Origin of the sequence: Mesorhizobium sp. B264B1B (genome assembly GCF_020165765.1) — a bacterium.
Taxonomy (GTDB): Bacteria; Pseudomonadota; Alphaproteobacteria; order Rhizobiales; family Rhizobiaceae; genus Mesorhizobium.
Map to the genome: position 1 here is coordinate 1 of NZ_JAIUIS010000025.1, position 20,344 is coordinate 20,344.

At 63.8% G+C, this 20,344-nt stretch carries 23 protein-coding genes; 14 read left to right on the plus strand and 9 right to left on the minus strand.

The features are described 5' to 3' along the window. Nucleotides 1–253: 253 nt before the first annotated feature. Nucleotides 254–502 (plus strand): DUF2934 domain-containing protein, encoded by a 249-nt coding sequence (locus LB547_RS30960; protein ID WP_224656001.1) that lies wholly within the window; start codon nucleotides 254–256, stop codon nucleotides 500–502. 63 nt (nucleotides 503–565) lie between these two features. Here the strand turns inward: LB547_RS30960 and LB547_RS30965 are convergent, their stop codons facing one another. Then, nucleotides 566–1,258 (minus strand): glutathione S-transferase family protein, encoded by a 693-nt coding sequence (locus LB547_RS30965; RefSeq protein WP_140515470.1) that lies wholly within the window; start codon nucleotides 1,256–1,258, stop codon nucleotides 566–568. Between the two features lie 65 nt (nucleotides 1,259–1,323). On the opposite strand from LB547_RS30965, the gene LB547_RS30970 reads away from it, so the two are divergent. From LB547_RS30970 to LB547_RS30985, 4 genes are all read left to right on the plus strand, one after another. Further along, nucleotides 1,324–1,836 (plus strand): DinB family protein, encoded by a 513-nt coding sequence (locus LB547_RS30970; protein ID WP_140764088.1) that lies wholly within the window; start codon nucleotides 1,324–1,326, stop codon nucleotides 1,834–1,836. Nucleotides 1,837–2,156: 320 nt separating this feature from the next. After that, nucleotides 2,157–2,606: a MucR family transcriptional regulator gene (locus tag LB547_RS30975; RefSeq protein WP_140494381.1), complete on the plus strand. Its 450-nt coding sequence runs from the start codon at nucleotides 2,157–2,159 to the stop codon at nucleotides 2,604–2,606. 136 nt (nucleotides 2,607–2,742) lie between these two features. Continuing rightward, nucleotides 2,743–4,620, plus strand: coding sequence for an ABC-F family ATP-binding cassette domain-containing protein (locus LB547_RS30980; protein WP_140494379.1), 1,878 nt, complete (start codon nucleotides 2,743–2,745; stop codon nucleotides 4,618–4,620). Between the two features lie 157 nt (nucleotides 4,621–4,777). Beyond that, nucleotides 4,778–6,886: a molybdopterin-dependent oxidoreductase gene (locus LB547_RS30985; protein ID WP_140764090.1), complete on the plus strand. Its 2,109-nt coding sequence runs from the start codon at nucleotides 4,778–4,780 to the stop codon at nucleotides 6,884–6,886. An 11-nt stretch (nucleotides 6,887–6,897) separates the two neighbouring features. Here LB547_RS30985 and LB547_RS30990 read toward each other — a convergent pair whose 3' ends face one another. Then, entirely contained in the window at nucleotides 6,898–8,040 is a 1,143-nt protein-coding gene (locus LB547_RS30990) for a flavin-containing monooxygenase (protein WP_140764092.1), read from the minus strand. Nucleotides 8,041–8,109: 69 nt separating this feature from the next. Next, the gene (locus LB547_RS30995) at nucleotides 8,110–8,589 is read right to left on the minus strand and encodes an Lrp/AsnC family transcriptional regulator (protein WP_140764094.1); all 480 of its coding nucleotides are present in this window, start codon (nucleotides 8,587–8,589) and stop codon (nucleotides 8,110–8,112) included. Nucleotides 8,590–8,691: 102 nt separating this feature from the next. On the opposite strand from LB547_RS30995, the gene LB547_RS31000 reads away from it, so the two are divergent. Genes LB547_RS31000 through LB547_RS31010 form a run of 3 tightly spaced genes read left to right on the plus strand, consistent with a single transcriptional unit; the run spans nucleotide 8,692 to nucleotide 12,299 of the window. Then, nucleotides 8,692–9,900: a diaminopropionate ammonia-lyase gene (locus LB547_RS31000; RefSeq protein WP_140633818.1), complete on the plus strand. Its 1,209-nt coding sequence runs from the start codon at nucleotides 8,692–8,694 to the stop codon at nucleotides 9,898–9,900. Then, a complete protein-coding gene (locus tag LB547_RS31005; protein WP_140764096.1) occupies nucleotides 9,897–11,123 on the plus strand; it encodes a Zn-dependent hydrolase in 1,227 nt (408 codons plus the stop codon). The genes LB547_RS31000 and LB547_RS31005 overlap by 4 nt, the downstream gene beginning before the upstream one ends. Nucleotides 11,124–11,141: 18 nt before the next feature. Continuing rightward, the gene (locus tag LB547_RS31010) at nucleotides 11,142–12,299 is read left to right on the plus strand and encodes a M20 aminoacylase family protein (RefSeq protein WP_140558877.1); all 1,158 of its coding nucleotides are present in this window, start codon (nucleotides 11,142–11,144) and stop codon (nucleotides 12,297–12,299) included. A gap of 213 nt (nucleotides 12,300–12,512) precedes the next feature. Here the strand turns inward: LB547_RS31010 and LB547_RS31015 are convergent, their stop codons facing one another. After that, entirely contained in the window at nucleotides 12,513–12,653 is a 141-nt protein-coding gene (locus tag LB547_RS31015) for a hypothetical protein (protein ID WP_181170994.1), read from the minus strand. Nucleotides 12,654–12,763: 110 nt separating this feature from the next. Between LB547_RS31015 and LB547_RS31020 the strand changes: the two genes are divergently transcribed. The 6 genes from LB547_RS31020 to LB547_RS31045 all read left to right on the plus strand — a co-directional run bounded on the left by LB547_RS31020 (nucleotide 12,764) and on the right by LB547_RS31045 (nucleotide 17,293). Beyond that, nucleotides 12,764–12,937, plus strand: a complete 174-nt coding sequence (locus tag LB547_RS31020) for a hypothetical protein (protein WP_181169231.1) — start codon at nucleotides 12,764–12,766, stop codon at nucleotides 12,935–12,937. A gap of 69 nt (nucleotides 12,938–13,006) precedes the next feature. Continuing rightward, nucleotides 13,007–15,100 carry an ATP-dependent helicase gene (locus LB547_RS31025; protein ID WP_140558878.1) on the plus strand — a complete coding sequence of 698 codons (2,094 nt, stop codon included), beginning with the start codon at nucleotides 13,007–13,009 and terminating at the stop codon, nucleotides 15,098–15,100. 8 nt (nucleotides 15,101–15,108) lie between these two features. Continuing rightward, on the plus strand, nucleotides 15,109–15,882 hold the full coding sequence (gene dapB / locus LB547_RS31030; protein ID WP_140764098.1) for a 4-hydroxy-tetrahydrodipicolinate reductase: 774 nt from the start codon (nucleotides 15,109–15,111) through the stop codon (nucleotides 15,880–15,882). A 505-nt stretch (nucleotides 15,883–16,387) separates the two neighbouring features. Next, nucleotides 16,388–16,591 (plus strand): DUF680 domain-containing protein, encoded by a 204-nt coding sequence (locus LB547_RS31035; RefSeq protein ID WP_140515477.1) that lies wholly within the window; start codon nucleotides 16,388–16,390, stop codon nucleotides 16,589–16,591. 44 nt (nucleotides 16,592–16,635) lie between these two features. Continuing rightward, the gene (locus tag LB547_RS31040) at nucleotides 16,636–16,863 is read left to right on the plus strand and encodes a DUF680 domain-containing protein (RefSeq protein ID WP_140670123.1); all 228 of its coding nucleotides are present in this window, start codon (nucleotides 16,636–16,638) and stop codon (nucleotides 16,861–16,863) included. Between the two features lie 190 nt (nucleotides 16,864–17,053). Beyond that, complete coding sequence (locus LB547_RS31045) at nucleotides 17,054–17,293, plus strand: DUF680 domain-containing protein (protein ID WP_140670121.1); 240 nt, start codon at nucleotides 17,054–17,056, stop codon at nucleotides 17,291–17,293. A gap of 47 nt (nucleotides 17,294–17,340) precedes the next feature. Here LB547_RS31045 and LB547_RS31050 read toward each other — a convergent pair whose 3' ends face one another. From LB547_RS31050 to purM, 5 genes are read right to left on the minus strand one after another with little or no spacing between them, the layout of a single operon-like run. After that, complete coding sequence (locus tag LB547_RS31050) at nucleotides 17,341–17,850, minus strand: SixA phosphatase family protein (protein WP_140494356.1); 510 nt, start codon at nucleotides 17,848–17,850, stop codon at nucleotides 17,341–17,343. Nucleotides 17,851–17,901: 51 nt separating this feature from the next. Next, entirely contained in the window at nucleotides 17,902–18,243 is a 342-nt protein-coding gene (locus LB547_RS31055) for a type II toxin-antitoxin system HicB family antitoxin (RefSeq protein ID WP_140624578.1), read from the minus strand. After that, nucleotides 18,240–18,494 carry a type II toxin-antitoxin system HicA family toxin gene (locus LB547_RS31060; RefSeq protein ID WP_140656256.1) on the minus strand — a complete coding sequence of 85 codons (255 nt, stop codon included), beginning with the start codon at nucleotides 18,492–18,494 and terminating at the stop codon, nucleotides 18,240–18,242. The genes LB547_RS31055 and LB547_RS31060 overlap by 4 nt, the downstream gene beginning before the upstream one ends. 60 nt (nucleotides 18,495–18,554) lie before the next feature. Then, complete coding sequence (gene purN / locus LB547_RS31065) at nucleotides 18,555–19,268, minus strand: phosphoribosylglycinamide formyltransferase (RefSeq protein WP_140520619.1); 714 nt, start codon at nucleotides 19,266–19,268, stop codon at nucleotides 18,555–18,557. Further along, nucleotides 19,265–20,341: a phosphoribosylformylglycinamidine cyclo-ligase gene (gene purM / locus LB547_RS31070; RefSeq protein WP_140494348.1), complete on the minus strand. Its 1,077-nt coding sequence runs from the start codon at nucleotides 20,339–20,341 to the stop codon at nucleotides 19,265–19,267. The genes purN and purM overlap by 4 nt, the downstream gene beginning before the upstream one ends. Between the last annotated feature and the right edge of the window lie 3 nt (nucleotides 20,342–20,344).

Consider the following 20,344-nt stretch of genomic DNA (forward strand, 5'->3'; position numbering starts at 1 on the left):
TGAACCGCTTCGACGCCAAAACAGAAGCGGACAGATCATGTGCTACCAAACCGGACAACTTGATTAGCTACCGACAGAGGAAGTCGACAGAGGTGTCGGCAGGGGAAGTCGACGCCATGCGCGTTTGCGTGCCGGGCCGATTATCGGCGATGCCGCCGCCAGCCCGAGATCGGACGGCTGCAATATAAGGCTTTGCTTGCTATAGTCGCGTATCGGCGCCGCGCTGAGGGCGGCCCGGATGGAGACCATGACCATGACAGACGATCGCCAGGAGCGCATTCGCAGCCGCGCACATCACATCTGGCAGGAAGAAGGGCAACCGGCCGGACAGCATGAGCGCCATTGGCAACAGGCGACGGCCGACATCGACCAGGAGGACGCAGGGTCATCCGCGGTGAAGAAGCCAGCAAGAAAGGCAGCCGTCGCCGGCAAGGCAAAAACCGCGCCCAATGAGGCCAAGACCGCGGCCAAGCCCGGCAAGCCAAAAAAGGCGGCCAAATAAGACCTGGCCATATCGGAGCCGATGGCTCGTCGTTAGCCCTGCCGCAAGATCAGGCGCTACGGTTCACGCGGCCGCCGCAACCGTTCGACCCAGCCCGCCATGCAGGTCGAGGCAGCGGGCGAACCACTGCGCCACGACATCGTGGTCGTCGAGCAATGGGTAGGGCGAGGCGATGCGTGCCCATTGCAGCGCGCCGAACACGATATAGTCGGCAAACAGGGGCGAATCTCCGCCGATGAATGGCTGATAGGCGAGCATCGAGCGCAGCGGCTCCAGCGAAGCCCTGAAATTGCCAAGCCCGGCGTCCCGCGCGGCCATCACCTCCTCCAGGCTCTTGCCCAGGCGCTGCTCCCGGCTCTGGCGGAAATAGGCGGCGTTCTCCGTATCCTGCATGGCATAAAGGTCCATGATCGCGGCGGTGGTCACATAGGGATGGATGGTCAGTTGCGACCAGCGCTCGATGAAGCGCGCCATGGCCTTGCCGCCTTCACCGCCAAACAGCGACGGCCGGTCCGGATAGGTTTCGTCGAGATAAAGCGCGATGGCGAAGGAATCCGCGACGACCGTCTCGCCGTCGCGGATCACCGGCACGAGTTTCGATGCGCCGCCCTCGACGCGGGGCACTTCGAGAAAACGCGTCGGCACCGCGCTGATCTCCAGCCCCTTATGCGCCAGCGCCATCGTCGCCTTCCAGCAATGCGGGCTGAAGGGGCGGGTGGCGTCGCGTCCGACGAGATCATAAAGCAGAATGGTCATTGGCGGCGGCTTCCTTGCGGTTTAGGTATCCCGCAACGCCTCGACACAGGCCGGCGGGAGAAAAGATGAAACGGCACTTCGTGATGTTTGCGGCCTATAATCAATGGGCCAATGGCCGCATCTACGATGCCGCCGCCGATCTCGACGAAGAGGAATTCAATCGCGACGTCGGCGCTTTCTTCGGCTCGATGAAGGGCACGCTCAACCATCTCCTGGCCGCCGATCGCATCTGGATGAAGCGCTTTACCGGCGAGGGCGATGCGCCGACGGCGCTGGACGCCATACTGTACCAGGCGTTGCCGGGCCTGCGCATGGCGCGCGAGGCGGAGGACCGGCGGATCGTCGACTGGGTTGGCGGTTTGAGCGACAAGGCGCTGTCGGGCCGCTTTACATACATGACGGTATCGGACATGCGCACCGTCTCGCAACGGCTGGCTCCGGCGCTCGACCACGTCTTCAACCACCAGACCCACCACCGCGGCCAGGCCCATATGATCCTGACGGTTCTGGGCCGCCCTTCCGTGCAGCTCGATCTGGCGCATTTCCAGCGCACCGAGGAAGGGCGCGCATACGCCTGATTTCGGCCGCCGGCTGCGATAGAGCAGTTTTCACCGTTTCACGGAAACTGCGAACTGAGGGCCGAAAGACGTTGGAGCGCGTTATGACCGACGACGCGTGTTTTACAGATATTGGCCTTCCAACCGGGCCGCCTAAGTCTGCCGACCCGAAAAATTAGCTTTTCTAGTTTGCACGGAGCCGATTTCCCTAAAAAATATTTGACTGCAAGTCTTGATTCGTTTTGAGATTTGCTGGTCCGTTTGGGGGACGCGGTTAAATAAATGCATCGACGAAATTCTTCTCTGGGGTAGATGATTTTGTCGCAAATAGGGTGAAAGATTTGTCAAATATCGAGGATAAGACCGTTATCGAGCTGACCGCTGACATTGTCTCGGCCTATGTCGGCAACAACCCGCTGCCGGTTTCCGGCCTGCCTGACCTGATTGCCAGCGTCAGTGCCTCGGTGCGAAAGCTCGGAGGTGCCGTTGTCGCGGAAAGTCCAAGCCTGGTTCCTGCGGTGAACCCGAAGAAGTCGGTTTTTCCCGACTACATCGTCTGCCTGGAAGACGGCAAGAAGTTCAAGTCGCTCAAGCGGCACCTCAGGACGGACTATGGGCTGAGCCCGGATGAGTATCGCACCAAATGGGGCCTGCCGCCCGACTATCCGATGGTCGCTCCGAACTACTCAGCGACACGGTCAGCGCTGGCGAAGTCGACGGGACTTGGCCGCAAGCCGGCAGCGCCGGCCCCCGTGGCCAAGGCGACAAAGCGCGGCAAAGCCAGCGCCTGAGCGCGGCCGACCGCAGCCGGAAGCCTCTGAGCTGCGATGTTGACGGCGCCATTGCGCGCGCCGTTTTCATGCCTTGCGTGGCCAACCGGCCCGCAAGGTCTTGCGAAGCGCCGGTCTCCCGTGCAAAAGCGCGGCCATGCTTATCATCAACGACCTCTCGCTGCGCATGGCGGGGCGCTTGCTTCTCGACCATGCCTCGCTGACCTTGCCGGCCGGCACCAAGGCCGGACTTGTCGGCCGCAACGGTACCGGCAAGACCACGCTGTTCAAGGCCATAACAGGCGATTTCCCTTCCGAGACGGGCTCGATCAGCCTGCCGAAGAACACGCGGATCGGCCAGGTGGCGCAAGAAGCGCCCGGAACCGAGGAGCCGCTGATCGAGATCGTGCTCAAGGCCGACCTCGAGCGCACGGCGCTGCTCGAGGAGGAAAAGACGGCGACCGATCCGCACCGTATTGCCGACATCCATATGCGGCTGGCCGATATCGACGCGCATTCGGCCGAGTCGCGCGCCGCCACCATCCTGGCCGGTCTCGGCTTCGACGACGCCGCGCAGCGCCGCCCGGCCTCCTCGTTTTCCGGCGGCTGGCGCATGCGCGTGGCACTCGCTGCCGTGCTGTTTTCCGAACCCGATCTTCTGCTGCTCGACGAGCCGACCAACTATCTCGATCTCGAAGGCACGCTGTGGCTCGAAAACTATGTTTCCAAATATCCGCACACGGTGCTGCTGATCTCGCACGATCGCGACCTGCTTAACCGCGCCGTCAACTCGATCGTCCATCTCGACCAGAAGAAGCTGACCTTCTGGCGCGGCGGCTACGACCAGTTCGAACGCCAGTACACCGAGCAGAAAGAACAGCAGGAAAAGGGCCGCATCAAGCAGGAAGCCGCCCGCAAGCATATGGAATCCTTCGTCGAGCGTTTTCGCGCAAAGGCATCCAAGGCAAGACAGGCTCAGTCCCGCATCAAGGCGCTTGAAAAGATGAAGCCGATCACGGCCATCGTGAACGACACGGTGCGGCCATTCTCTTTCCCGGAGCCGGTGAAGACGGTGGCCTCGCCGATCGTCGCGCTGAACAATGTCAATGTCGGCTATACCCCCGGTGAGCCGATCCTGAAGAAGATGACCTTGCGCATCGATGCCGACGACCGCATCGCGCTGCTTGGCGCCAATGGCAACGGCAAGTCGACCTTCGCCAAGCTTCTCTCCGGCCGCCTGAAGCAGGAGACCGGCACCATGACCGTGGCGCCCGGGCTGAAGGTGGCGATCTTCGCACAGCACCAGCTCGACGATCTCAGGCCTGAGGAAAACGCCTACGAGCATGTTCGCAGGCTGATGCCCGAAGCGCCGGAATCGAAAGTGCGCGGCCGTGTCGCCCAGTTTGGGCTCACAACCGAAAAGATGAACACGGCGGCGAAAGACCTGTCCGGCGGCGAGAAGGCGCGGCTGTTGATGGGTTTGTCGGCCTTCGAGGGGCCGAACCTGTTCATCCTTGACGAGCCGACCAATCATCTCGACATCGACAGCCGCGAATCCTTGATCCATGCGCTGAACGAGTTCCCCGGCGCCGTGATCTTGATCTCGCACGACCGCCATCTCCTGGAAGCGACGGCGGACCGGCTGTGGCTGGTCAAGGATGGCGCCGTCAACCCCTATGACGGCGACCTCGAAGATTACAAGACGCTGGTCACAGGCGTGTCCGGCGACCGGCGCGAGCGGCGCGAGGCGGAAAAAGCCTCGAAGGCCGACCGCCGCCGCGAGGCGGCCCAGCGCCGCGCCGCCTTTGAGCCGCTGGCCAAGGAAATTCGCGCCACCGAAGCGCTGATGGACCGCATCCGCAAGCGCATCGACGGCATCGAGGACGAACTGGCCAACCCAGCAATCTACGAAAAGGATCCCTCGACGGCGACAAGGCTGGCCAAGGAGCGATCGCAACTCGCCCAGACGCTCGCCGGCCACGAGGAAAAATGGCTGACCATGTCGGCCGAGTATGAGGAAGGCACGGCGGAGTAGTTACCCTCCCCCTTGTGGGGAGGGTCGATCCGCGAAGCGGAGCGGGGTGGGGGTCTGCGCCACAACCCACCCCGGCGCTACGCGCCGACCCTCTCCTTCAAGGGGACGGTCAGATCTGGCCCTACACGCCTTGTTCGAAAACGGCTAAACAAGTGCCATGAACCAGCACGCCAGCCTTCGCATCGGCCATTCGGCCTGTCCGCATGATTGCCCGTCGACCTGCGCGCTCGAGGTCGAGTTGCTTGACGGCAACCGCATCGGCCGCGTCCATGGTGCCAAGTCCAACAACTATACGGCCGGCGTCGTCTGCGCCAAGGTTGCTCGTTACGCCGACCGCGTCCACCATCCCGACCGCTTGCTGAAGCCGCTGGTGCGCAAAGGCGCCAAGGGCGAGGGCGCCTGGCAGGAAATAAGTTGGGAGGCGGCGCTGGACCTCGTCGCCGAAAAGTTCATCGCGGCCGAGGAAAAATACAGCTCGGAGACGGTCTGGCCCTATTTCTATGCCGGCACGATGGGGCTGGTGCAGCGCGACGGCATCGAGCGGCTGCGGCATGCGAAGAGATATTCGGGCTTCTTCGGCTCGATCTGCACCAACCTGGCCTGGACCGGCTGGATGATGGGGGCGGGCGCGCTGCGCGGTCCCGACCCGCGCGAAATGGCCAAGTCCGATTGCGTGGTGATCTGGGGCACCAATGCCGTGGTGACCCAAGTCAACGTCATGACCCACGCCATCAAGGCGCGCAAGGAGCGCGGTGCCAGGATCGTGGTCATCGACGTCTATGAGAACGCCACGATGAAGCAGGCCGATATGGGCCTTGTCCTGAAGCCTGGCACCGATGGCGCGCTGGCTTGCGCGGTTATGCATGTGCTGTTCAGGGAAGGCTTGGCTGACCGCGCCTATCTCGAGAAATACACCGATGACCCGAAAGGTCTGGAAGCGCATCTGCGCACACGCTCACCCGAATGGGCGGCCGCGATCACCGGATTGACTGTGGCCGAGATAGAGAGTTTTGCCCGTCTCGTCGGCACGACCAGGAAAACCTATTTCCGCCTCGGCTACGGCTTTGCCCGCCAGCGCAACGGCGCGGTCAACATGCATGCCGCCTCCTGCATCGCCGCCGTCACCGGCGCCTGGCAATATGAGGGCGGCGGCGCCTTCCATTCCAATTCCGGCATCTTCAAGCTCAACCAGGAGGTGCTGGAGGGCACGCGCATGCGCGATCCCTCGATCCGCTATCTCGATCATTCGCGCATCGGCCCGGTGCTGACGGGAGCGCCGGATGCGCTCTATGGCGGGCCGCCGGTGACGGCGCTGCTCATCCAGAACACCAACCCGGCCAATGTCGCGCCCGAGCAGCGACTGGTGAAGCAGGGTTTCTTGCGTGAGGATCTGTTCACCTGCGTGCACGAGCAGTTCATGACCGACACGGCCAAGCTCGCCGACGTCGTGCTGCCGGCAACGATGTTCGTCGAGCATGACGACATCTACAAGGGCGGCGGCAACCAGCACATCACGCTCGGCCCGAGGCTGATCGAGCCGCCGGAAGGGCCGCGCACCAACCATTTCGTCATCGAGCAATTGGCTGAGCGCCTCGGAGTCGCCGACAGGCCGGGCTTCGGCCTCACCGAACAGCAGCATATCGACATCATCCTGGGCAAGCGCGGGTTGGGCAGCTTTGCCAGCCTGAAGGAGCAGAAATGGGTCGACCTGCAGCCGGATTTCGAAACCGCGCATTTCACCAAGGGCTTCGGCCATGCGGACGGCAAATTCCGCTTCCGCGCCGATTGGACCGGACAAGCCGCCCCCAATAGGCCGCCGAAAAGCATGGGCCTGTTCGGCCCGGTGGAGCAGTTGCCGCAATTTCCTGATCATGTCGACCTGATCGAGGTTGCCGACGAGGCGCATCCGTTCCGGCTGGCTACGTCGCCGGCACGCAACTTCCTCAACTCGACCTTTTCCGAAACGCCGGTGTCGAAGGCCAAGGAGGGCCGGCCGGAATTGCTCTTGCATCCCGACGATGCCGCCGCACACGGTTTGGCAGAGGGCGACCGTGTCGAACTCGGCAATGCGCGCGGCGAAGTGGTGTTGCATGCAAAGCTGTTCGACGGCATCAAGCGCGGCGTGGTGATTGCCGAAGGCATCTGGCCGAACAGCGCGCATGAGCGCGGCGAGGGCATCAACGTGCTGACTGGTGCCGATGCGCCCGCACCCTATGGCGGCGCGGCATTCCACGACAACAAGGTGTGGCTGCGCAAGGCAAGCTGAGCGGCCTCAGCTCATACCGGCAGGGTTTCGGCCGTCCTTTTTCTGTTCTGCCGGAGACGAATGTCGTCGGCGATCGCCCGGGCTTCGATTCCGATTTCGCGCAGCAGGCCGGTGACCGAATTGTGGAAGCCGACGAGATAAAGACCGAGTTCCGAAGCGCGCGCATTGACGCCGCTGGCGCCAGGCTCGACGCCGGGTTGGAGGAATTTGGCATAGGCTGGGCGGTAGCCGGTGGCGAAGATGATCGCGTCGAAGTCGCTGTGCCGACCGTCGACGAAACGGGCGCCGCCTTCTGATATCTCGGCAATGTCGGGCGCGACCTTGATCGCGCCTTCGCGGATCTTGCCGATGGTGCCGACATCGATCACCGGGATGCGCGATGCCAGGGATATCTGCTCCAGCAATCCCTGCTTGGGCCGTTTGAGCCCATATTTCTCCAGCCTGCCCAACACCAGATCGAGGATGATAGGAAAGACGGCGTCGTTGACGCGTCGCGGCCCCAGGCGCGTCGCCATGCTGACGACCTGGATGGGCACGCCGAGCAGTTCGCGCGGCACGATATGGACGCCGCCGCGCACGGAGATCGTCGGATGCGCGCCGCCTTCCGCCAGGTCGAGCGCGATCTCGGCGCCGGTGTTGCCCATGCCGACGACCAGCACCGACTGGCCGGCAAAGGGCGTGTTGTTGCGGTAATCCGCGCTGTGCAGACTTTTGCCCTTGAAACTGCCGGCGCCGGCGAATGCCGGCATCAGCGGCTCGGCATTGTATCCCGACGCAATCACCACATGGGAAGCGCGCAGGGTGCCTGATGTCGCTTCGACGCCCCAGCTTCTGCCCTGTCGGCCGATCGCCCGCACCGCTTCTCCAAAGCGGGGCCGCAGATCGAAGCGTTGCGCATAGGCATCGAGATATTCGACGAACAGATCACGTGGCACATAGCGCGGATAATGCCTAGGGAAGGGCACGAAGGGCAGGGATGAATAGCGCTTGGTCGTGTGCAGGTGGACGCGCTGGTAGTGGCGCCGCCAGGCGGGAGCGGGCTGCTGCTCTTTTTCAAGCAAGATGAAGTCGACCCCGGCCTGCCGCAGGCACGCGGCAACGGCCAGGCCCGCCGGCCCGGCACCGATGATCGCAACCAGGGTGGTGTCGTGCAAGCGCGCCTCCCGCCGCCAATTCGCGATGCGGAGAATGGCGAAAGCATGCCAGACATGCAACCTGATCGCTCATCCCGGCAGCGGCACCGTCAGGCCGACCTTGACGCGGTCCATGGCCACGAAGGTGCGGAATTTGCGGACATTGTTGCTGTCGAAGAACAGGCGCCGCGTCAGCGCCTCATAGGCGCTCATGTCGGCCACCGTGATGGCCAGGATGAAGTCGGCCTCGCCCGTCACATAGTAGCATTGCTGGACTTCCGGCGCCGCCAGGAATTGCCGCTTGGCCGCGTCGATCAGTTCGGTGCGTTCGCTTTCGAGTTCGACCTCGACGAAGATGGTGATGGGCTGGCCGACCGCCGCCGGTTCGATGACCGCGACATTGGCCGCGATGACGCCAGTCTGTTGCATGCGCTTGATACGGCGCTGCACCGCCGGCGCCGACAGGTTCACGGCCTCGCCGATCAGTCGCTGCGGCGTCGTGTTGTCCTTCTGCAGCACGGCGAGAATGGCGAGGTCGAAACTGTCGAGCGAGGCTGGCAACGCGGGCAATGGCATGTCCTGAGGAAACAAACTTGCATTTCGGGGCCTTGAATACAGCGCTTTTTGCGCCTGCCTTGCAATATAGTCTCGTCATCAGCCAAGGAGGCCTTGATGTTCCTGCTCAACCGCAATGCCTTGCACGGCAGCCCACTCGATCCGGTCGACGCCGAAACGCTCGGGGTTGCGGGGGCCGACGCGGCCGAGCGTTTCCTGTCCCATCGCGACAATCATCAGGAGACGCCGCTGCATGCGCTGCCGGCGCTGGCCTCCGAACTGGGCATTGGCGCCATCCACCTCAAGGATGAGGGTTTTCGCCTCGGCCTCGGTAGCTTCAAGGCGCTTGGGGGCGCTTATGCCGTCGTTCATCTGGTGCTGGAGGAAGCCGGCCGCCGGCTTGGCAGGCCGCTCGGCATCGCCGATCTCGATCAGCCCGATGTCAGGGCGGTCGCCGCCACCATGACGATGGCTTGCGCGACCGACGGCAATCACGGCCGCTCGGTGGCACAGGGCGCGCGGCTTGTCGGCGCGAGGGCGGCGATCTTCGTCCATGCCGGCGTCAGCGACGAGCGCATCACGGCTATCGCCCGCTACGGCGCCGAGATGATCCGCGTCGACGGCAACTACGATGATTCGGTCAGGCAAGCCGCACGCGTCGCGACGGACAAGGGCTGGACCGTCGTGTCCGATACGTCGTGGCCGGGCTATGAGCGCATTCCAGGCCTCGTCATGCAAGGCTACACCGCGATCATGCGCGAGGCGCTGCGCCAGCTCGGCGAACCGCCGACCCATGTCTTCGTCCAGGCTGGGGTCGGCGGCATTGCCGCCGCCCTGGCTGGCCATCTCGCCATCGTGCTCGGCGATGCCAGGCCGGTCTTCACGGTGGTCGAGCCCGCACGTGCCGCTTGCATCCTGGGCGCCGCCAGGGCTGGCCATCCTGTCAAGATCGCGCATGGCGAAGCGACTGTCATGGCAATGCTCGAATGCTACGAGGCGTCGCCTGTCGCCTGGCGCGTGCTGGCGCGTGCCGCCGATGCGTTCATGACCGTCGACGAGGAGGATGCGGTCGCCGTGATGCGGAGGCTTGCGCGGCCGGCCGGCGGCGATCCGGCCATCGTTGCCGGCGAAAGCGGCGGGGTCGGCCTGGCCGGATTGGTCCGGGCGCTGGCCGACAACAGGGGCGAACTCGGCCTCGACAGGCTCTCGCGGGTGCTGGTCGTCAACACCGAAGGTGCAACCGATCCCAAGCGTTATGCCGAACTCGTCGGCGTGGCCGCCGCGGATGTACTTGCGGGCAAAGTACTTTCTGGAGCAACGCCATGATCTCGGTCGACGCGCAGCGGCTGCTTGACCGTATTCGGGACCTCGGCGCCATCGGCCGCGACGGCGAGGGCCGGCTGGTGCGGCTTGCCGCCTCGGACGCCGACCGGCAGGGCCGCGACCGCTTCGTCGGCTGGTTGCGCGAGGCGGGGCTCGAAGTCGCCATCGACCGCATGGGCAATATCTTCGGCATCTGGCGGACGCCTGGGAATGCCGGGCAGGCGCCGATCCTGATAGGCTCGCATATCGATACGGTCATGGATGCCGGCATTTATGACGGCTGTTACGGCGTGCTGGCCGGGCTGGAGGCAATCGAGACACTGAAGGCGTCAGGCTTTGTCCTGTCGCGCCCGTTGGCCGTCGCCGCCTTCACCAATGAGGAAGGCGTGCGCTATTCCCCCGACATGATGGGCTCGCTGGTTCATGCCGGCGGTGTTGCGATCGACGAGGCGCTGGCGGCCGTGGGGACGGACGGCAGCGTGCTCGGGCAGGAACTGGCGCGCATCGGCTATGCCGGCGACGAGCAGCCGGGCTTCCTCAAGCCGCATACCTATCTCGAACTGCATATCGAGCAGGGCCCGGTGCTGGAGCGCGAAGGCGTGCCGATCGGCGCGGTGGAAAACCTGCAAGGCATCTCCTGGCAGCGCATCACCATCGACGGGGTCGCCAACCATGCCGGCACCACGCCGATGTCGATGCGCAGCGACGCCGGCCATGCGGCCGCCCGTGTCGTCGCCTTCCTGCACGATCGCGCCAAGGCTTCGAACACGCCGACCGTCGCCACCGTCGGCACGATGCGTTTCGAGCCCAACGCCATCAACGTCATTCCCTCGCGAGCGGTCTTCACCATCGACCTGCGCGATCCTTTCGAGCACCGGTTGCAGGCGGAGGAAGCAGCACTCGCCGCTCACCTCGAAGAACTCGCCGCCGCCGAAGGCGTGACGATCTCGGTCGAGCGGCTGGCGCGCTTCGAGCCGGTGATCTTCGACAGCCGCATCGTGGAGCTGATCGAGGCCGCTGCCATCAATCGCGGGCTGGTTTCGAAGCGCATGACGTCCGGCGCCGGCCATGATGCGCAGATGATGGCGCGTATCGCACCTGCCGCGATGATCTTCGTGCCGAGCGCCGGCGGCATCAGCCATAATCCGCGCGAATACACCGAGGATACCGAGCTCGTCGCCGGCGCCAACATTCTGCTCGATGTCGTCACCCGACTTGCAACCTAGTTTGAGAGGGGCGGAGAAATGGCCAAAATCGATCTCGATGCCTTGAAGCAGGAGATGACCGGCTGGCGGCGCGATCTGCATGCCCATCCGGAATTCGGGTTCGAGGAAAAGCGCACCGCGGCCTTCGTCGCTGCCAAACTGCGCGAATTCGGCCTCGACGATGTGACCGAGGGCGTCGGCGGCACCGGCGTCGTCGGCACGCTGAAGCGCGGCAGCGGCAACAGGGCGATCGCGCTCAGGGCCGATATGGATGCCCTGCGCATCACCGAGCAATCGGCTGTGGCCTATGGCTCGCAAAATCCCGGAATCATGCACGCCTGCGGCCATGACGGCCACACCACCATGCTGCTCGGCGCGGCGAAGCTGCTGGCCGGGGAGGGCGGGTTCAACGGCACGGTGCGCTTCATCTTTCAGCCGGCCGAGGAGTGGGGCAGGGGCGCGCTGGCCATGCTCGACGATGGGTTGATGCGCCGCTTTCCCTTCGATGAGATTTTCGGCCTGCACAATCTGCCCGGATTGCCGATTGGCCATTTCGAAACCCGCCCCGGCCCGATGATGTCGGCCGAGGATATCTTCGAGATTGTTCTGAGAGGCCTCGGCGGCCACGCTGCCGGGCCGCAGGACGGCCGGGAGACACTGGTCGCCGCTTGCGCGCTGGTCACCAATCTGCAAACCATCGTCTCGCGCCGGCTGAGCCCGGCCGACATATCGGTGGTCTCGGTAACCGAGCTGATCACCGACGGCACCCGCAACGCGCTGCCCGGCCTTGCCCGTATCCTGGGAGACGCCCGCAGCTTTCGCCCCGAGGTCAGCGCCGAGATCGAGAAGCAGATGCGCACCATCGCCGCCGGCACCGCCGCCGCCTACAACGTCACCGCCGAGGTCGCCTACAGCAGGGAATTCGTGCCGCTGCACAACGACGCCGAATTGGTCGACGAGGCCTTTGCAGCCGCCGGAAACGTGTTCCTGCCCGAAGGCGTCGCCGTCGCCCGCGAGCCGATGACCGGCTCTGAGGATTTTGCCCGTTTCCTCGCTCACGTGCCCGGTTGCTTTGTCTTCCTCGGCAATGGCGACACGGCGCCGCTGCACAATCCGAGCTACGACTTCAACGATGACGGCCTGCTGTTCGGCACGAATTTCCATGCCGCGGTCGTCAGACGGCGATTGGGAGCATGAACGGCGCGGTCGTTCCGGAATTTGGCGGGAAGCCAAAGGGGTGGAATCCCCATGACGCTACGGCAAGACTCAGCTAACATCCACATTGCGGCGGACCTGATATCCGCCTGGCCGGCGCTATCAGGCACCTCCCAAGCGGCGCCGGCCGTCCTCTCCAGGCTGTGCTTTGTGCTGTCCCGCCGTGGTCCGCGGCGTTGCTGCACGCATGTCAACTCATTTGCCGGTCTTATCGGCTACAGGATTGCCGTCGGTGTGCGGGTTTTCCGCTGCCGGAGCCTTGGTTGGCGGGACGTTGTTGTCGCAGGCCGACACGGCCAGAACGATCAGCAGAAGGCCTAGGGAGAGCTTCTTCATCGCTACCTCCTCTCGTCTGACAACGAGACGACCTCCGTTTGGTTGCGACGATCAAGCCGAGGAACAAAAGCTCATGTCTCCGGTTGGATCAGGCAAAGGAGGACTGCTGGATGATCCGTCTGCTCTTGGCCTGCACCATCGCCTTCGTCACTTACCGCCTCGCGCGCAAGCTGATCGAGGACGTACCCGACACCGTCGATCCCCTGTTGCTGCCAGTCCCGAAGAATGATCGGGAGGCATTGCGCAGGCAGTCTGCGGCGATGGGTGTCGATCCGGAACGCTGACCTGTCGACGCTGAGCTCGCCGCGCCGCTTCCTTGTTGCGAACAAAGCGGAAACGATGCTTGATGGGCGATGAACCTTGCCGCTCATGATTCGACATTTCGGGAACCGACCGACCAGCCTGCTTATCTCGCAAGGCTGAACGACGCCCAGCGCCAGGCTGTCGAGCATGGCGACGGCAGGATCGCCGGACCGCTGCTGGTCATTGCCGGCGCCGGCTCGGGCAAGACCAACACGTTGGCGCATCGCGTCGCCCATCTCATCGTCAAGGGCGCTGATCCGCGCCGCATCCTGCTGATGACGTTTTCACGTCGCGCCGCCTCCGAAATGGCCAGGCGCGTCGAGCGCATCGCTGGCGAGGTGCTCGGCCGTGACGCCTCGATCGTCACTGACGCGCTGACCTGGGCCGGCACCTTCCATGGCATCGGTGCACGGCTACTGCGCGATTACGCGCAGGAGATCGGCCTCGATCCGGCGTTCACCATCCACGATCGCGAGGATTCGGCCGACCTGATGAACCTGGTGCGGCACGAACTCGGCTTCTCGAAGGCGGAAGCGCGCTTTCCCACCAAGGGCACCTGCCTTGCCATCTATTCGCGCGCCGTCAACGCGCAGGCGCCGCTCGGCGAGGTGCTGGGCTCCGCCTTTCCGTGGTGCGCCGGATGGGGCGAACAGCTGAAGCAGCTGTTCGCCGGCTATGTCGAGGCCAAGCAGGCGCAGAACGTGCTCGATTACGATGACCTGCTGCTCTACTGGGCGCAGATGACGGCCGAACCGGAGATAGCGATGCATCTGGGCGGGCGCTTCGACCATGTGCTGGTCGACGAATACCAGGATACCAACCGGCTGCAGGCCTCGATCCTCATGGCGCTCAAACCCGATGGCGCCGGGCTGACGGTGGTCGGCGACGATGCGCAATCGATCTATTCGTTCCGCGCCGCCGAGGTGCGCAATATCCTGGACTTCCCAAACCAATTCGCGCAGGCCGCCGATGTGGTGATGCTGGAGCGCAACTACCGCTCGACCGAAACCATTTTGGCCGCCGCCAATGCGGTGATCGGCGAGGCCTCGGAACGCTTCACCAAAAATCTGTGGTCGGAACGCAAATCCGCCGCCAAGCCGAGGCTGGTGACTGTACGCGACGAGGTCGAACAGGCCAATTTCGTCTGCGAGGCCATCCTGGCCGAGCGCGAGGCCGGCACGGCGCTGAAATCGCAGGCGGTGCTGTTTCGCGCCTCGCACCACAGCGGGCCGCTGGAAATCGAGCTGACGCGGCGCAACATTCCCTTCGTCAAGTTCGGTGGGCTGAAATTCCTCGATGCCGCTCATGTCAAGGATGTGCTGGCGGTGCTGCGCTTTGCCGAAAACCCGCGCGACCGCGTCGCCGGATTTCGCGTGCTGCAGCTTTTGCCGGGCATCGGCCCCTCGGCCGCGGCGCAGGTCGTGGAGACGATGACATCGGCGCTGGACGAGGCGATGGGCCTTGCCGGCTGGCGGCCGCCGCAGCGCGCGGCGGATGACTGGCCGGGCTTCGTCTCGCTCTACTCCGGCCTGCGTGCCGGCGCCAAATGGCCGGCCGATCTCGAACAGGTCAGGCTCTGGTACGAGCCGCATCTCGAGCGCATCCACGAGGACGCAACCACGCGCCGGGCCGACCTTCTGCAGCTCGAGCAGATCGGATCCGGCTACGCTTCGCGCGAACGGTTCCTGACCGAGCTGACGCTCGATCCGCCGGACGCGACCAGCGACCAGGCCGGGCCGCCGCACCGCGACGAGGATTATTTGATCCTGTCGACCATCCACTCGGCCAAGGGCCAGGAGTGGAAGAACGTGTTTGTGCTCAACACCGTCGATGGCTGCATTCCGGCCGATCTCGGCGTTGGTACCAGGGAAGATATCGAGGAGGAGCGCCGGCTGCTTTACGTGGCGATGACAAGGGCCAAGGACAGCCTCAACCTGGTCATGCCGCAGCGCTTCTTTGCGCATGGCCAGGCGGCGCGCGGCGACCGCCATGTCTATGCCTCGCGCACGCGCTTCATCCCGGCCTCCCTCCTTGCGGCATTCGAACAGACGGTATGGCCGGCAGCGCAAGCAGCGCCGGGCAGGGCGCCCCGGCCGGAGATACGCGTCGACATTGGCGCGCGCATGCGCGGCATGTGGAAATAGCCGCGGCGATGGCGCCAGTCAGGATCGCAATTGCCGGTGCGCTCGGCCGCATGGGGCGCCAGATGGCGGACGCCGTGCAGGCCGACTCGCGGCTGGCGCTTACTGCCCGCTTTCATCGACCGGGCATTGCCGGCGATGGCCTGGTCAGCCGCGACGAGGCGCTCGGCCTGGCCGATGTGGTCGTCGATTTCACCACGCCGGCGGCATCGGCCGATCTGGCGAGAGCCTGCGCCGGCCGTCGCGGGCCTGCCATGGTCATTGGCTCGACCGGTTTCGATGACGCTGAATTGGCAGCCATCGCCGATGCCGCGAAAACCGTTGTCATCGTACGCTCCGGGAGCTTTTCGCTTGGGCTGAACATGCTGGTCGGATTGGTCGAGCAGGCGGCGATAGCGCTCGGTCCCGCGGACTGGGATGCAGAGATTTTAGAGGCGCATCACCGCCACAAGATCGATGCGCCATCGGGCACCGCCCTGATGCTCGGCCAAGCCATTGCCGACGGACGCGGCGTCGAACTCAATGCGATGGCGAGGCTTGTTCGCGACGGTGTCACCGGTGCGCGGCCTGCCGGCGAGATCGGCTTCGCGATGCTGCGCGGCGGCAGCATCGTCGGCGAGCACAGCGTCAGCTTCTGCACCGGGGGCGAGATCGTCACCCTGTCGCATGCGGCCGAGGACCGCGTCATGTTCGCCCGTGGCGCCATCGCCGCAGCCCTCTGGGTGGCCGGGCGACCGCCCGGTCAATACGGTATGCGCGACGTCCTTGGCTTTGGCGCTTCCTGACGGGCCAGAACCCGCCGCTTTCCATTTCTCCAGTCGGCAAAATGACTGAAAGCTTGCGCCTGCCGCGACCGGAGGCGAAGCCTCCGCGTGGAGAATGCGGCGCGCCTCTTGGCGCGTCCTTCAGCCCGTTTGCAAGCGACAATGTCGACCCAGCCGCAAAGCAAACGCCCGGATGCGGCCACTTGCGCGGGCCTTACGTAGATAAGACCGAACCGTTCGGTTCGATTTATGTTGACGGACCGTACATCAAACGGTGAACGTACGCTCTGCGCAAACGGGTGGGCTCAATGGAGTTTTCTCAATAAACCGTTGGTTCAACAAGATAAAATTGTGGCAGCCAGCGATGTCGTTTCAATTTCAAGGGCCGTCCCACAGCTTTTTTGGCACATTTTCGTGACTGGAAACGACAACACCGCAGACCCATCTCGGGGTGGTCCGAGCGACGCGAAATCCTCCCAAGGGCACGCCACTAGACGGACAGAACAAACATACTGGAGTAACCAAAATGACCAAGATCGCTCTTACCGCCGCTGCCATCCTCGTTGCCACGGGCACCGCTTTCGCCGGCAGCGACAATTATGGTTCGGCCAACGCCAATCAGCCCGCCGCCGCTGTTGACCATTCCGTCACCGCTTCGACCTCGAAGACGAACGGAACCGTCCAGGCCCCGGCTTCGCAGGGCGCCGACCGCAACCTTTTCGGCCGCTAATCGCGACTGCCGACATCAACCAACTTGAACTCAGGAGTAAAGAAATGACCAAGATCGCTCTTACCGCCGCCGCCATTCTCATTGCCACGGGCACCGCCTTTGCCGGCAGCGACAATTATGGTTCCAATAATGTCAACCAGCCGGTTGCCAACCAGTCGACCTCCAACATCGACACCACGCATACCGGCTCGATCACCAAGTCCATAAAGGCGCAGGGCGACGCGAATGCCAACGTGCCGGCTCAGTCTGGCCAGGGCATCTGGGGCCGTTGATTCTGTAAGTCTTCGACCACAAAGAGCGGTGGGCCTGGCCCGCCGCTCTTGTTTTTTGCGCATGACCAATCCTCCAAGCTCGGCAGAAAACAATCCGAGCCCAGGAATAAAACAGGAGTGCCTGGGGTCTTGTCCTTAGCGGAACCGTCCTCCCAAGACGCCGCCTAACGGATGAATCCAGGAGATTGAAATGAACAAGATCGCCCTCGCCACCGCCGCCATCCTCGTTGCGACCGGCAGCGCCTTTGCCGGCAGCGACCATTATGGCTCCGACAATGCCAACCAGCCCGTCGCCCCGATGGCGGGCGTGGACCACCTTGTCACCGGCGCGCTCAAGGATACGGGCATGGCCAGCCACGAGACAGGCGATGCCAAGACGAAGCCCACGACCGACTGGCCCGAACCCGGCCAAGGCATCTGGGGCAATTAACGTCCCGGACACGCAGCGGCCTTGGCTGCCAGCTTAACCCCGGATTTCTAGCGCAGATCCTTCGGACGCAGGCAATGCGTCAGCCGCGCGGACGACAGGTTGGACCAGTCGCCCTGGAAAACGAGGCGCGCAAAGGCTGCCGTTGGAAATTTTCCTTCGAGCCTCCTGCGCGCCTTGGCCTCTGACCCTGGCCCGGCAAGCTGTTTCGCCAGATATTGCAGACCGGGATTGTGGCCGACCACCAGCAAGCTGTCGTTCGACGGATCGGCTTGACGAATCTGGCTCAGAATATCCGTCGCTGAGGCTTCATAAAGCGCCTCGGAGAACGCGACTCGTGGATGCGCTGGCAACTCCGCGTCCACCAGCCGCCAGGTCTCGCGGGTGCGCAGCGCCGGCGATACCAGCGCCTGGTCCGGCAGCCACCCGCGCGTCGCGAGTTCGCGCCCTATCAATTGGGCCGCCTTCAATCCGCGTTCGGCGAGCGGCCGGTCGAAATCGGGGAGGTTGGGATCGTCCCAACTCGACTTGGCGTGGCGCAGCACAAACAACTGTTTCACGATACTCCCGGTCGAATGGCGGATGCAGATGGAGGCAGGACAGCTGCTGGTTCAGGCAATTTGCTTTTCGGCGGCCTCGCGCAAGACTTCTTCTCCCCACTGGTTCAGGCTCTTGCCTGCGAGTTCCGCTGCCATTGCAACTTTTGAATGAACCGAGGGGTCAACGCGCAACATGAGATTGCCGGAATAAGATCTTTGCGGCGACTTACCGATTTTCGCGCAAGTTTCGACATAGTCGTCCACGGCTTCATGGAAGGCGGCTTTTAGCCCCGCGACAGTTTCTGAATGGAAGGATACGCCGTCTCGAATACCGGCAATACGGCCGAAGAAAATCTCGTCATCGTCATCATAATCAACGCGGGCCGAATAGCCCTTGTAGGTCATCGCATTCATGGCTTCACTCCGATCCTCAACAAGAATTGGCGAGCATCCCGTACTTGATATCGCTTTGCTTCCTTTGAAGGGTGCGGCCGGTGGAACGTCTCGACTTCGCTCTTAAAGACAAAACGCACGCGTGAGCCGCTTCCTTCGATCACCTGGCAACCAACGGCGACCAGCAAGGCTTCGACGGCAATCCATTCGATACTGCCCGAAACTGGATCGGTGAATATCGCTTTGAGCACGCGCCTATGCTTGCTGTTCATGCAAGCATGAGATAGGCGGGTGCGCCAAAGTTTGCAATCAAATTATGACTGCAAAAATGCCTACGGCGTGATCCGCGCCAATTGCTCGAAATCGATTTCCTCGCGTAGCGGGCTCGGTGCAATGATCATCGAGGTTGCATTGTCGGCATCGTCGGCGAAGCGGGCAAACACGGTGCGGCCCTTTTCCATCCGCGCCTTGCCCTCGGCGACCAGCCCCAGCGCCAGCGGATAGAGCTGGTGTTCCACCTTCAGCACTCGTGCGGCAAGTGTGTCGGCATTGTCGCCAACCATTACCGGCACCGCCGCCTGTGCGATGATCGGACCGTCATCCATCTCGGACGTGACGAAATGCACGGTGCAGCCATGGATGCGCATGCCCGCCGCCAGCGCGCGCGCATGCGTGTCGAGCCCCTTGAAGGCCGGCAGCAGAGCGGGGTGGATGTTGATCATGCGACCCTGCCATTTCTGGACGAGGCCGGTGGTCAAAATGCGCATGTAGCCGGCCAGTGCCACGATCTCGGCATTGAAGGCCGTGAGCGCCGCATCGATCGCGGCGTCGTGCGCCTGCTTGCTGGCATGGTCGGCCCGGGAAATCACCTGGGTGGCGATGCCGCGCGCCCTCGCCATGCCGAGCCCGGCGGCATCCGCCTTGTCGGAGATGACGCCGACGATTTCGGCGGGGAAAGCCGGGTCGCTGGCGGCGGCGATCAGCGCCGTCATGTTGGAACCGCGCCCCGAGATCAGAACGACAGTGCGTTTCTTCTGCGCACTCATAGACCGATCGAACCCCGATAGATGACGCCGGCGTCGCGGCGCGGCACGATCCGGCCGATCGGCGTCACCGTCTCGCCGGCTTCCTGCAAGACGGCAGCGACCTGCGCCGCCTGGCCGGACGCCACCGCCAGGATCATGCCGATGCCGCAGTTGAAGGTGCGCATCATCTCTTCGGGCGCCACACCGCCGGTTTTGGCCAGCCATGAGAACACAGGCGGCACGTCGATGGCGTCGAGATCGAGCTCGGCCGAGAACTCCTTCGGCAGAACGCGCGGAATGTTTTCGGGGAAGCCGCCGCCGGTGATATGGGCCAGCGCCTTGATGCCGTGCGTGTTGCGGATCGCCTTCAGGATCGATTTCACATAGATCCGGGTCGGCTCGAGCAGCGCCTCGGCCAATGTGGCCTCGTCATTGAAGGGAGCCGGATCGGTCCATGCCAGGCCGCTGGTCGCAACGATGCGGCGCACCAGCGAAAAGCCGTTCGAATGCAGGCCCGACGAACCCAGCCCCAGCAGCACGTCGCCCTCGACGATGTCGTCGGTGGGCAGAAGCTGGCCGCGCTCGGCCGCGCCCACGGCAAAACCGGCAAGGTCATAGTCCTTGCCGTGATACATGCCGGGCATTTCGGCCGTCTCGCCGCCGATCAGCGCGCAGCCGGCCTGCCGGCAGCCCGCGGCGATGCCGCCGACAATCGCCGCACCCTGGTCCGGATCGAGCTTGCCGGTGGCGAAATAGTCGAGGAAGAACAGCGGTTCGGCACCCTGCACGACGATGTCGTTGACGCACATGGCGACGAGGTCGATGCCGATCGTGTCGTGCTTGCCGGCGTCGATGGCGATCTTCAGCTTGGTGCCGACGCCGTCATTTGCGGCGACCAGCACCGGGTCGGTAAAGCCGGCGGCCTTGAGGTCGAACAGGCCGCCGAAACCGCCGATCTCGCCATCGGCGCCCGGCCGGCGCGTCGCCTTGACCAGCGGTTTGATCTTCTCGACCATGAGATTGCCGGCATCGATGTCGACGCCAGCCTCGGCATAGGTGAGCCCGTTCTTACGCTTGACTGTATCGCGCTTCATATC

Coding starts and splice junctions, on each gene's coding strand:
- LB547_RS31000 (WP_140633818.1), top strand. CDS start 8,692: ATGTTCCTGCTCAACCGCAATGCCTTGCACGGCAGCCCACTCGATCCG.
- purM (WP_140494348.1), bottom strand. CDS start 20,341: ATGAAGCGCGATACAGTCAAGCGTAAGAACGGGCTCACCTATGCCGAG.
- LB547_RS30980 (WP_140494379.1), top strand. CDS start 2,743: ATGCTTATCATCAACGACCTCTCGCTGCGCATGGCGGGGCGCTTGCTT.
- LB547_RS30985 (WP_140764090.1), top strand. CDS start 4,778: ATGAACCAGCACGCCAGCCTTCGCATCGGCCATTCGGCCTGTCCGCAT.
- LB547_RS31055 (WP_140624578.1), bottom strand. CDS start 18,243: ATGAATGCGATGACCTACAAGGGCTATTCGGCCCGCGTTGATTATGAT.
- LB547_RS30970 (WP_140764088.1), top strand. CDS start 1,324: ATGAAACGGCACTTCGTGATGTTTGCGGCCTATAATCAATGGGCCAAT.
- LB547_RS31010 (WP_140558877.1), top strand. CDS start 11,142: ATGGCCAAAATCGATCTCGATGCCTTGAAGCAGGAGATGACCGGCTGG.
- LB547_RS30960 (WP_224656001.1), top strand. CDS start 254: ATGACAGACGATCGCCAGGAGCGCATTCGCAGCCGCGCACATCACATC.
- purN (WP_140520619.1), bottom strand. CDS start 19,268: ATGAGTGCGCAGAAGAAACGCACTGTCGTTCTGATCTCGGGGCGCGGT.
- LB547_RS30965 (WP_140515470.1), bottom strand. CDS start 1,258: ATGACCATTCTGCTTTATGATCTCGTCGGACGCGACGCCACCCGCCCC.
- LB547_RS31015 (WP_181170994.1), bottom strand. CDS start 12,653: ATGAAGAAGCTCTCCCTAGGCCTTCTGCTGATCGTTCTGGCCGTGTCG.
- dapB (WP_140764098.1), top strand. CDS start 15,109: ATGGCGCCAGTCAGGATCGCAATTGCCGGTGCGCTCGGCCGCATGGGG.
- LB547_RS31020 (WP_181169231.1), top strand. CDS start 12,764: ATGATCCGTCTGCTCTTGGCCTGCACCATCGCCTTCGTCACTTACCGC.
- LB547_RS31040 (WP_140670123.1), top strand. CDS start 16,636: ATGACCAAGATCGCTCTTACCGCCGCCGCCATTCTCATTGCCACGGGC.
- LB547_RS31025 (WP_140558878.1), top strand. CDS start 13,007: ATGAACCTTGCCGCTCATGATTCGACATTTCGGGAACCGACCGACCAG.
- LB547_RS31005 (WP_140764096.1), top strand. CDS start 9,897: ATGATCTCGGTCGACGCGCAGCGGCTGCTTGACCGTATTCGGGACCTC.
- LB547_RS31035 (WP_140515477.1), top strand. CDS start 16,388: ATGACCAAGATCGCTCTTACCGCCGCTGCCATCCTCGTTGCCACGGGC.
- LB547_RS31060 (WP_140656256.1), bottom strand. CDS start 18,494: ATGAACAGCAAGCATAGGCGCGTGCTCAAAGCGATATTCACCGATCCA.
- LB547_RS31045 (WP_140670121.1), top strand. CDS start 17,054: ATGAACAAGATCGCCCTCGCCACCGCCGCCATCCTCGTTGCGACCGGC.